Here is an 11,235-nt window from a genome sequence, read left to right as displayed (position 1 = left end):
GGTCAGGCATGAAAGTCTGATATGACCTGTTCCATGGCTTCGAAACGTCGCCGGCTGACCGTCTCCAGGCTGTATTCTTCCTTGATATCCTGCAGGGTGGTCTGGATCCCGGCATGGTAGGCGTCGTCCGTGACAATCTTGGACAGCGCCTTGAACAGACCGGTGTAATTTTCGTCGGCGAAGCACAACTCCTTGGGTTGAAATGCCCCAGGAAGATCAGATGCGAAACAGCAGATCGTTGGCGTGTTCAGGCTGGTCGCAGTCGTGCCTGAAAAGCCGCCACCGATGGAGTTGGGCAGGCTGACAAAGACCCGAGACTGCTGCATGTAGTGGCCAAAGTTCTTGATATGACTCAGAACGACAATTTGGCCGTTGGTCACATTGCGTTCGATCACCGGGTCGATGTCGATGATTTCATTCCGCGACCTGACCCCGGCGAAAACCCAGATTACATCCGGGTGCTCGCTCAGGAATGTATCGAGTTGGACGAAGAATTCCGGGCCGCAGGCCGACAGCGCCTTGAAGATCCGATCTCCGCCCAGAGCAGAGAAGACCACCTTCTTGTCTTTGTGAATGTCGAAGAAACGATCGCCTTGCGCGTCGACCGAGACATCGAACCCTTCGAAAGAGGTGCTTGGCACCGCGATGATCTTGCCTTCTGCACCTGCAATCTGGGTGTTGGCCTCTTTTGTGAACACGGCGGTGTAGTGTTCGGCAACGGTGTTGCTGGCCGATGTCGGCAGAAAGACGGAAGGCCGTTCCCGGAAATGATACGCGAGGTAGTAGCTCTCGCATTTTCCATAACCGCCGGCAAAAGAGATCAGATCCGGGTTCAGATCGATGATGGTATCTCTCGCTGTCTTGAGGCGGGTGAGATGCGGCAGCGTCGAGTCTATGCAGATCAGTTCCATGTCGAGTCCGTGCTGTGCGTTGGCAGCCTCGATCTTCTTGCGAATGGTGGTCTGATTTGCGCTTTCCTGAGAGAAAACCGGGAAGAGATCGTTGTTGAACACAGTCTCGTAGGTCAAGAGCAGGACGCAACGCGTTCTGGCGCGATAAGTCGCGAGATAGACCATGAAATCCACGAACATCTGAGCATGTTTGATGTTGTAGCTTTCCGGCAGGAAGGACGCGCAGAAGACGACCGTGCGGATCGGGGCATCCGGCGAACGGGTCGGAGCCGGAGCCGTTCCGATGCGGTCCCGGCACAGCTGCGTGTTCGCAAGTTCGTGCTGGTAGGTGCCCTGGCTCAGCGTGTCATAAAGAAAGAACGTCTTGTCGCGCCGTTTGGCCGCGAACATCAGCTGCATCTGGAAGAACTGCGGAAAGCTGTCGTATTGATCGACCGTCTCACGCGCCCGGGTCAGAAAATGATCCAGAACGTTGAAATCGCCGGCGCGGCGGTGCCGGCGCAGAAGTGCCGCGAACAAAAGCACATAGCACAGATTGACACGCAGCTTCAGCATGTCCTCGAGCATGTCGATGCAAAAGGCTTTGCCGATCTCGATCTGCTTCTCGTAGGCGTCGATCCGGGCGAATTCGGCTTTTGCGACGTCGAACTTGCTGTTCTTGATCGCCCGGGCCAACGGCACGAGGTCAGCCTGTCTGAGAGTTTCTGAGGACATGTCCATCTGTGTCATGATACTTCGCCGTTTGCAGGGACGGGTAAGATCCGCTCAGGCGGTCAGGTAGGTGCGCGCGATCTCGATGACGCGATCGATCTTGTCCCCGACGGAATAATAGACCGGAAGACGGACCAACCGGGCAGAGGTGTCGTCGGTGACCTCCAGGGATCCGGCGACACGGCCATAGGTTTCCCCCCCCGGCGAGGAATGCAGCGGCACGTAGTGGAACGGTGTTGCAATGCCGTGGTCGCGCATATGGGCGATGAAGCTGTCGCGATCAGCAATGTCGCGCAGCATCAGATAGAACATATGTCCGTTGGATGCGGCGTGCTGCGGAATGATCGGACGGCGCAGGCGTTCGGATTGCTCCAGGTCGGCGAAGGCCGCGTTGTAGCTGTCGAAGGCGGCCAGGCGCACATTGTTCACCTGGGCGGTATTCTCGAGCTGACCATAAAGGAAGGCCGCCACCAATTCGCCCGGCAGAAAGGACGACCCGATGTCGACCCAGGTGTATTTGTCCACCTGGCCGCGCAGGAACCGGGACCGGTTGGTGCCCTTTTCGCGGATGATCTCGGCGCGGGCGGCCAGGTCTTCGCGATTGATCGTCAGCGCCCCACCCTCGCCGCTGATGAGGTTCTTGGTCTCGTGAAAGCTGAAGGCGGCGGCGTCGCCCAGGCTGCCGCAGGGGCGGCCGTGATAGGTCGATCCCAGGGCCTGGGCCGCATCCTCGATCAGCATCAGACCATGGGCATCGGTCAGCTCGCGCAGGGCATCCATCTCGGCGGGGACACCGGCGTAATGGACGGCAAAGATCGCCCGCGTCTTGTCGGTGATTGCGGCTTCGGCCGCGGCGGGGCTGATGTTGAGCGTGTCGGGGTCGATATCGACGAACACCGGGATCGCCCCACGCAGCGCCACGGCATTGGCGGTCGACACAAAGGTGAACGAAGGCATGATCACTTCGTCGCCGGGGGCCAGATCACACAGGATCGCCGCCATCTCCAGCGCGGCGGTGCAGGAATGCGTCAAGAGAGCTTTGGGCGACCCGGTCTGCGCCTCGATCAGCTTGTTGCAAAGCTTTGTGTAATGCCCGTCGCCCGACAGTTGGCCGCGCGCGATGGCATCGGAAATGTAAGCCAGTTCGTCGCCGACAATCGAAGGAGCATTGAAGGGAATCTTTTGCATCTAAATCCTGAAATGCCCTAAAGCAGGCAGCAATTCTTAATGTCTGTTCTTTGTCTATTGGCCGTATCCGTTTGACCAGAAGTGGTCAAGTCTGCCCCGCCGGGCGGCGGCGCGGGCATCGGGTGATTGGGGATGCGCCTGCAAAAATTAGCTGTTAGTGCTGACGCCACTTATGAGCCTGACCGGAGAGAAAAACGAGATGCCTGCTGCCGATGCCCCCTCCGCCGAAACTGCTCCGTCCGACGCAGGTCGGGGCACGACGCGGAGCCATAGTGAGATCCAGGCCCTTCTGAGATCGGAGATCGAGGCACTGCGCCAGTCTCTCGACGACCGGATCAGAGAGCTCGTCGCCCTGACCGACCAGATGGAGAACATCGGGGCCGGCATCCGGGCCGAGGCCGATGCGGAGATTGCGGATCTCAAGGATCGCCACGCGGTTGAATTGATCCTGGCGGGTGTACGCGAACGCAGTCAGCGTGACGGGACATTCGAAGGCGTGCCCGCGTTTCAGCATCAGATCGATACATTGGGCGACACCGAATTGTTCGATCCGGCCTGGTATCTGGAGGTCTATGCCGACGTCCGCGAAAGCGGCATCAGCCCCAAGGAACATTACGTCCGCTCCGGGGCGTTCGAAGGCCGTGATCCGGGCCCGCATTTCTCGACGATGAGCTATTACATGGCCAATCCCGACGTGGCTCAGGCCGGCTGGCCCGCCCTGGCCCATTACGTCGCCATCGGCAAAGCAGATGGACGGCCGTTGAGCTGAACTTGGGCCGAGACAAAGACCCACATGGCGGGGCCGCAGCGGTCCACCGACAGGACCAGATCAGCGGTTTCGATCCAGTCTGGTATCTGCAGAACAACCCCGATGTACGCGCATCGGGGGTTGATCCGCTCGACCATTTCCTGACCTCCGGCCTGCAGGAAGGACGGCTGGGCGGTCCGGTGCAGGCCTTGGCGCTGGACCACATGCTCTGGCGTGGGTTCGAGGCGATGGCCGAGCCCGCGCTTGTCCGGCTGATGGCCGAGGGGCCACCCCATGAGCGGGCGCTGGCGGGTTGGGCCCTGGCCCGCTGGTACCGGGAAGCGGGGCAGGCCGAGGCCGCGCGCAGGGCGATAGACGTCTTTCACGCCACCCCCGACGGCGCGCGGATCCTGCGGCATCCGGGGCCGTTCCTGTTGTCGATCGACCTGGCGCTGGCCTGTGGCGACCCGGTCCAGGCCGAGGATGTCCTGGAGCGGGCGCGGGACCGGTTCGGCCCGCTGCCCGATCTCGACCTGGCGCACTTGCAGATCCGCCGCCATCGCGGGGCCGACGATTGGGAGATCGCGAGCTGCCTCACCACGCTTTATGCCCGCCATCTGGTTTTGCCGGTCACCTTGAACGAGGGCGAGGGATCCTGGTTCGACCGCCTGGATACGGCTTCGAATGCTGTGGCGACGGTCGCCCCCGCGGATCAGCCGCTGGTTACGGTGATCGTGCCGGTGTTCAACGCCGCCCGGTCACTGGACTGCGCGCTGCGCGGGCTGCGCGCGCAATCCTGGCAGAACCTGGAAATCCTGGTCGTCGACGATGGATCGGTCGATGATGGTCCCGCCCGGGCCGCTGCCGCGGCCAAGGCGGATCCCCGCATCCGGGTTCTGCGTCATGACAGCAATCAGGGGGCCTATCCCGCACGCAATACAGGGTTCCAGGCCGCGCGTGGGGATTTCGTGACGGTGCACGATTCCGACGACTGGGCCCACCCGTTCAAGATCGAGGCGCAGGTCTTGCCGCTGATGGCGGATCCGTCGCTGCGCGGGACGGTGTCGCATTGGGTGCGCGCCAGCGACGACCTGGCCATGACACGCTGGCGGATGGAAGACCGCTGGATCTATCGCAACGTGTCTTCGTTGATGGTGCGCGGATGCCTGCGCGAGGTTTTGGGGTATTGGGACCGGGTGCGGGTCAATGCGGATACCGAATACTACTACCGCATCCTGCATTGCTTCGGGCCGCAATCCATCCGGGAGGTGCATCCGGGCCTGCCGCTGGCATTCGGGCGCACCGATCCTGCCTCGCTGACCAATGTCAGTGCGACGCATCTGCGCACCCAGTTCAAGGGTGTGCGCCGAACCTACATGGAGGCGGCCCACGATTGGCACGCCCGCGCCGACCAGCCCGAAGACCTGTATCTGCCGCAGCACCCCGAAACGCGTCCCTTTCGCGTTCCCGATGCGTTGGATCTGGGCGATCCGGCCCCGCCGCCATCGGATTTCGACCGGCTGCGGGCCTCTCCCGTGTTCGACCGCGATTGGTATCTGCTGGGGCATGGGGACGTCCTGCAGGCGGATATCAGCCCGGTGCGCCATTACCTGACCGGGGGCGCGCAGAATGACCTCGATCCGGGGCCGGAGTTCAGCTCCGGCGGGTATCGGTATGCTCAGGGGTTGGCGCAGGATGAAAACCCCGTGCTGCATTTCGAGGCCCGGGGCAGGGCGGCCGGCGCCGCGCCGCGCCCCACCTTTGCAGGGGCCTTGGCGGAACGGCGGGGGGATCGCCCCTGCACGCTGATCTTTTCCCATGTGGCGGGTCGGATGCTGTTCGGTGCTGAGCGCAGCCTGCTGTCGGTCGTTCGGCACATTGCCCGGTCCGGCGGCTGGCCTGTCGTCGTGCTGCCGGCGCTGCGCAACACCGACTACCTGGAGGCCCTGCGCGCGGTCAGCGGTGCGGTTGTCGTCGTGCCGCAGATCTGGCGGCACCTGCAACGGCCCCCGGTGGCGCGCACGGTCGAGATCATTCGCGACCTGATCCGCAGCTATGCCCCCGAGACGGTCCTGGTGAACACCATCGTCATGGATGCGCCGCTGCTGGCGGCCCGGGCCGAAGGCGTGCCCAGCGTCGTCTATGTCCGAGAGTTGGTGTCCGAGGATGTCGCCCTGTGCACCAACCTGGGTGGATCCCCCCAAGAGATACGCCAGGTTCTTCTGCAGCAGGCGGATCGGTTCCTGGCCACCTCGCAACCGGTGGCCGACTGGCTGGATTGCCCCGACCGGGTGACGGTGCGGCCGAATTCGGTCGATGACGCTCTGTTCGAGCTGCCTTTCGATCCCGGCGAGACGCTGCGCGTCGCGCTGATCAGCAGCAACATCGCCAAAAAGGGTCTGGCCGACTTGTTGGCGGTCGCCCGCCATGTCGGGGCCGCGCAAGGCCGTGTCCGGTTCCTGTTGATCGGACCGCCGACCCAGGACCTGCACCTGATGCAGCCCTTGCCGCCAAACGTGGATTTCCGCAACTACAGCGCTGATCCCGTCTCGGCGGTGGCGCAGGCCGATGTCGTGCTCAGCCTGTCGAAATTTGCCGAAAGCTTCGGGCGCACCGTGCTCGAAGCGATGGCGGGGGGGCGACCGGTCATCTGTTATGATCGCGGCGCACCGCCTTCGATGATCGACAGCGGTGTCGACGGGCTGGTTGTTCCGGCCGACGACCGCGAGGCGGTGACCAATGCGGTGCTTGCGCTTGCGGCGGCGCGGGGCCGGTTGCGCGCGATGAGTGCCGCGGCGCGGCGCAAGGCGCGGGTGCTGCAGGCGCAGGCCCGCGCGGTCAGGATCTAAGTGGGCCCTTCGGGCCGTCGTGCCCGGAATGTTACATAATTCGCATTATCACAGCGGGTCTGACCCTCACGTTCGAGGGGCGCGCTCCGGTGGTACGGTCTGACAGGGCCGTCGGTTCACGGGCAAGGCGTCATGGGTGCAGGAGTGCGCCCAGGCGGGTCTCGGCCTTGTGCTGGTTCTCCAGATAGAGCGCCGCGTAACGTTTGGCCTCTCCGTCTTTTCCAAGGGCCTTCGCGTTCAATGCCAAACACAGGGCGGCCATCGGAAATCCGGCTCGGGCGGCGGGCTCAAAGGCCCGCAGGTGTTTCCGCCGAGCCACATTCGCGGGCGACGATTCAAGCAATAGCCATTCCAGGCTGAGCAGACCTTCGGCATCGCTGATTGCGGCCAGGCGGCGATCGGCCTCCGCCCCCTGCCCGGAGGTATAAAGGATCTCCGCCTCCATGATACGATACAGCGCGTTCTCGGGGTCGAGATCGACACAGAGAGACACCAGCCTGGTCCTTTCCTCGTCCGTCATGGCGCTTGGATAGTTGTGGACGGCGTAGGATGCCGCGTAGGCCTTCTGGAGATCGGAGACCTCGGCCTGCACGTCTTTGAGCGCCGTGAGGGTTGCGTCGACAATGGCCCGCCCCCCAAAGCAGTCAACGACCGAGGTGGTGTCCGCCCCGCCGATCCACGCCGCAAGATAGGCGAAACCGCTGTTGCCGCAATGGATCGTGCGGCACCTGGACATGAGGCAGATTTCAAAGAGAGCGAATTGCAGGCTATTGAAATCCGCCTCCGGCACCAGATCGGGCGCGAAGGTCGCGTCGTGCCTGCGCGCCAGCGCCCGGCAGAGGGCGGTGTCTTCGCCGAAGACCAGCACCTCCGCGCCATCCGCCCGTGCCTGCGCGATCAGGGCATCCCCGAGCGGGTACGGGATCGCCTTGCTCGTGAAACGGCCGCTGCCCCTGAAACTGCCGTAGACGATGTCCCCCGCGCGGAGGTGGATCGCAACACAGTCGCGCATCAAGGGAACCTGCCAGGCAAGGGTTCGGGCCAACTCCAGCGGGGGCGTGAACGCGATATCGTCGAATGCCTTGCGATAGAGCGCGCAGGTATCGGCATCGGCCAGCGACGTCATCTGCGACGAGATCCGCGCATGCGACATCACGACCGCATCAACTCCGCCGTCCTGCAGCCCGGCCCCGTCCCGGAACCGGGCCTCGAACGCGCTGTCGGTGGTCGAGAGCCGGGACAGGCGCGCCACGTCCTCCCTGGACACCAGGTGCCGTTCCAGGAAGGCGGGCGCAAATATCCCCTCCGGGTCACCGGCCACGTGGAACACGGCCCCCGGCCCCCCTTTCGCCCGCCATTCCAGGATCATCTCGCCGCCGAATTGCTCCGCGGCCACCATGGCATTGAGGACGGCGCGCAAACGCTCTCCGAACCCATCGGTTCGATCCGCCAGAAAACAGAGAGGCGTCCCGCGGTTTCCCGATGGCACCGCAAGGCCGCGCCCGTCAGGTCTGTGCGCCTCATTGCGAGCCCCATCCCGCGGGGCCCTTGCTGGCACCATATTCCTGGACATTCTCGGACTCCGGCGTCTGTTGCTTCATGGTTTCGTGTCAGCTCCGCAGGGTATGCCAGCGACCGGACCGCGGCCCAGCCTATCCAGACACCTTCCCGGAGCCAAACGGTAAAAAACCGCGCGCCGCCTCCCCCCGATCGCGCTGCGCGCAAGGCCCGGATCTGTCCAGGAGGCCGGGGACGGGGGCCCGGCCGGACGCTTCGAATCTCCCGCGAAATATGGCCGAAATGTGTTCAAACCCGGCATCTTCGCGGCACAAAACCCACAACACGGGGTGATTGTATCAAATCCGGCACGATTGGCTGATGCAGGTTAATGCTTCTTTACCGGCGCGCTTGCCTGACGCGCGGGACTTCGCCGACCTGAACCCGAGAGCCGCGCAAGACGGCGCGAGCTGACACATACATACGGGTATTCAGACCATGGCGAACATCAGCATTTTCGGAATTGGTTATGTGGGCGTGGTTGCCGCCGCCTGTCTGGCGCGCGACGGCCACAACGTCATCGCGGTCGATGTCGATCAGGGCAAGATCGATGAAATCAACGCGGGCCGCTCGCCCATCGTGGAAGAGGGCATCGACGATCTGGTGCGCGAAGTGGTCCAGGCGGGCCGTCTGCGCGCCACCAAGGATTACGACGACGCCATCGGCAACACCGAGCTGACCTTCGTGTGCGTCGGCACGCCGTCGGCCCCCGACGGGTCCGTGGGCCTGGTCTATGTCACCGACGTCTGCGCCGGCATCGGTGCCGCGCTGGCCAAGAAGGACGCCTACCACTCGGTCGTCATCCGCTCGACCATCGTGCCGGGATCGACGGAAACCGCCTGCATCCCGGTGCTGGAAGAGACGTCGGGCAAGAAGGCGGGCGAAGGCTTCGGCGTCGGCTACTACCCCGAGTTCCTGCGCGAAAGCACCGCGATCGAGGATTACGCCGACCCCGGCCTGATCGTCTTTGGCCACATGGACGAGATCACCGGCCAGATCCTGCACGATCTGAACAAGGATCTGGACTGGCCGATCCACAAGACCGACATCCGCACCGCCGAGATGGTCAAGTACACCTCGAACACCTGGCGCGCGGTCAAGGTCACCTTCGCCAACGAGATCGGCAACATCGCCAAAGCTTCGGGTGTTGATGGTCAGACGGTGATGGAAATCATCTGCTCGGACACGAAGGCGGCGATTTCGCCCTACTTCATGCGCCCCGGCTTTGCCTTTGGTGGGTCCTGCCTGCCCAAGGACGTGCGCGCCCTGCGCCACCTGGCGGCAACCACCGGCGGCACCCACAAGCTGCTGGATGCGGTCCTGGAAAGCAACGAGCAACAGATCGCCCGCGCCGAAGCGCTGGTCCTGGCCTCCGGCGCCAAGACCGTCGGCTTCGTCGGCATCTCCTTCAAGCCGGGCACCGACGACCTGCGCGAAAGCCCGCTGGTCGCCCTGGCCGCCCGCCTGATCAAGAAGGGCGTCGAAGTGAAGGTCTATGACCCCTTCGTGCAGGAAGCCTTTGATGCGGGCACCCCCGGTGCCGGTCGCGGCAACGACGGCGTGCCGGATCTGAAGGACCGCATGGAAGGCGACCTGGACGCCCTGATCGAAGCTTCGGGCACCGTTCTGGTCGGCAACTTCTACCGCGAAGCCGCGCCCAAGCTGGAACAGGCCGTGGGCAGCCGCACGCTGGTCGACCTGACGCGGCTCAACCGCGGGCTGGTCACCTCCGAGGGCTATGAGGGGATCTGCTGGTAAGCGGATCCTCAGGGGGCTGGGGCAATGGTGATCAAAACACTGACACATCTGGGGTATTTCGGCCTGGTCTTCCTGCTGGCATCGGTGGTGCCGGCAGGATTCCTGGGCGACCCCGGTGCGGCCAAGACGGCCGTTCTGGTCGTCGGTGTGCTGGGGGCCTGGCGCTATAGCTGGGCGGCCATCAACTTCACCCGGGCGATCATCTTCCGGCGCATCGTCTATCCGCGCTGGAAGCGTCAGCGCCAGGCGCGTTTCGACGCCGATCCCCGGCCCTCGCACTGCTACTTCATGGTCACGACCTATATGGTCGACGTGGACATCACGCTGGAGGTCTACCGCTCCATCTTCCGGGCCGCTGCGGCGGCCCGCGACGGGGCCACGATCGTGGCCTCGGTGGTGGACGGCAAGGACGCCCGCCTGATCCGCGACATCTTTCAGACGATGCCCGTGGACATGACCGGCACCAAGCTGATCATCGACCGCATCTCGTCCAAGGGCAAACGCGATGCCATGGCCAAGGCCCTGCGCATCCTGGCGCAACTGGGCCCCAGCCACCGCGACATCCTGGTCTTCGTCGATGGCGATACCGTGGTGCCGGAAAACATCTGGGCCGCCTCGGCCCCGGTCTTCACCGACCCGAAGGTCGGCGCGCTGACCACCGACGAAGGCGCGGTGATCGGCAAAGAGGGTCTGTACAAGGACTGGTTCCACCTGCGGTTCGACCAGCGCCAGGTGATGATGTGCTCCATGGGGCTGGCCAACCGCGTCCTGACCCTGACGGGCCGGATGAGCGTGTTCCGCGCCTCGCTGGCCACCAACCCCGGTTTCATCGAGGGGGTCGATCGCGACTACCTCAACCACTGGCGGCTGGGCCGCGTGGACTTTCTGACCGGTGACGACAAGTCGACCTGGTACTGGCTGCTCAAGAACGGCTACCAGACCGCCTATCTGCCCGACGTGCGGTCCTGGTCCTACGAGGAACAGCCCCGCGACACCTTCCTCGAAAGCGCGCAGGTTCTGATGACCCGCTGGTTCGGCAACATGATGCGCACCAACGGGCGCGCCATTCGCCTGGGGCCGTCGCGCATGGGGTTCTTCACCTGGTGGTCGATCCTCGATCAGCGGGTGTCGATGTTCACCACGCTGGTGGGCCCGATTTCGGTGGCGGTGACGGCGGCGCTTGGCACGCCGGTCGTGATTCCGCTTTATATTTCGTGGGTTCTGATGACCCGCTACGTGTTCTGCGCCTATATCGCGCTGTTCCGCGGCGGGCAGTGGTTCCCGGTGACCCATCCGCCGATCCTCTATTTCGGCCAGGTCGTCGGCGCGGCGGTGAAGACCTTCGTGTTCTTCCGGCTCGACCGACAGAAATGGACCCGTCAGGGCGCAGGCGCAAAGGTCGTCCTGCCCGCCGGCGAACGGGTCAAACGTCTTGAATCCACGGCGATGCACGTCCTGGCCATCAGCTGGCTGGCGATGATCATCATGCTTGTGAACACTTTTGAGTGAGGGA

At 63.8% G+C, this 11,235-nt stretch carries 7 protein-coding genes; 4 read left to right on the top strand and 3 right to left on the bottom strand.

Translation table 11 applies throughout. From position 1 onward, the window contains the following. Positions 1-2: 2 nt before the first annotated feature. Together K3551_RS18210 and rffA are read right to left on the bottom strand one after the other, a co-directional pair. Complete coding sequence (locus K3551_RS18210) at positions 3-1,640, bottom strand: hypothetical protein (protein ID WP_259919861.1); 1,638 nt, start codon at positions 1,638-1,640, stop codon at positions 3-5. A 36-nt stretch (positions 1,641-1,676) separates the two neighbouring features. Further along, complete coding sequence (gene rffA, locus K3551_RS18205; protein WP_259919859.1) at positions 1,677-2,810, bottom strand: dTDP-4-amino-4,6-dideoxygalactose transaminase; 1,134 nt, start codon at positions 2,808-2,810, stop codon at positions 1,677-1,679. A 172-nt stretch (positions 2,811-2,982) separates the two neighbouring features. Between rffA and K3551_RS18200 the strand changes: the two genes are divergently transcribed. Beyond that, entirely contained in the window at positions 2,983-3,579 is a 597-nt protein-coding gene (locus K3551_RS18200) for a hypothetical protein (RefSeq protein WP_259919857.1), read from the top strand. Positions 3,580-3,581: 2 nt separating this feature from the next. Further along, entirely contained in the window at positions 3,582-6,407 is a 2,826-nt protein-coding gene (locus K3551_RS18195) for a glycosyltransferase (protein ID WP_259919854.1), read from the top strand. Positions 6,408-6,537: 130 nt separating this feature from the next. Here K3551_RS18195 and K3551_RS18190 read toward each other — a convergent pair whose 3' ends face one another. After that, entirely contained in the window at positions 6,538-7,827 is a 1,290-nt protein-coding gene (locus K3551_RS18190) for a hypothetical protein (RefSeq protein ID WP_259919852.1), read from the bottom strand. A gap of 575 nt (positions 7,828-8,402) precedes the next feature. Between K3551_RS18190 and K3551_RS18185 the strand changes: the two genes are divergently transcribed. Next, entirely contained in the window at positions 8,403-9,722 is a 1,320-nt protein-coding gene (locus K3551_RS18185) for a nucleotide sugar dehydrogenase (protein ID WP_259919850.1), read from the top strand. Positions 9,723-9,746: 24 nt separating this feature from the next. Next, entirely contained in the window at positions 9,747-11,231 is a 1,485-nt protein-coding gene (locus tag K3551_RS18180) for a glycosyltransferase family 2 protein (protein ID WP_259919847.1), read from the top strand. Positions 11,232-11,235 lie beyond the last annotated feature (4 nt).

Source organism: Jannaschia sp. M317 (genome assembly GCF_025141175.1).
GTDB lineage: Bacteria > Pseudomonadota > Alphaproteobacteria > Rhodobacterales > Rhodobacteraceae > Jannaschia.
The sequence above is the reverse complement of the archived record's forward strand: the minus strand, read 5'-3'. Positions and strand labels throughout refer to the sequence as shown.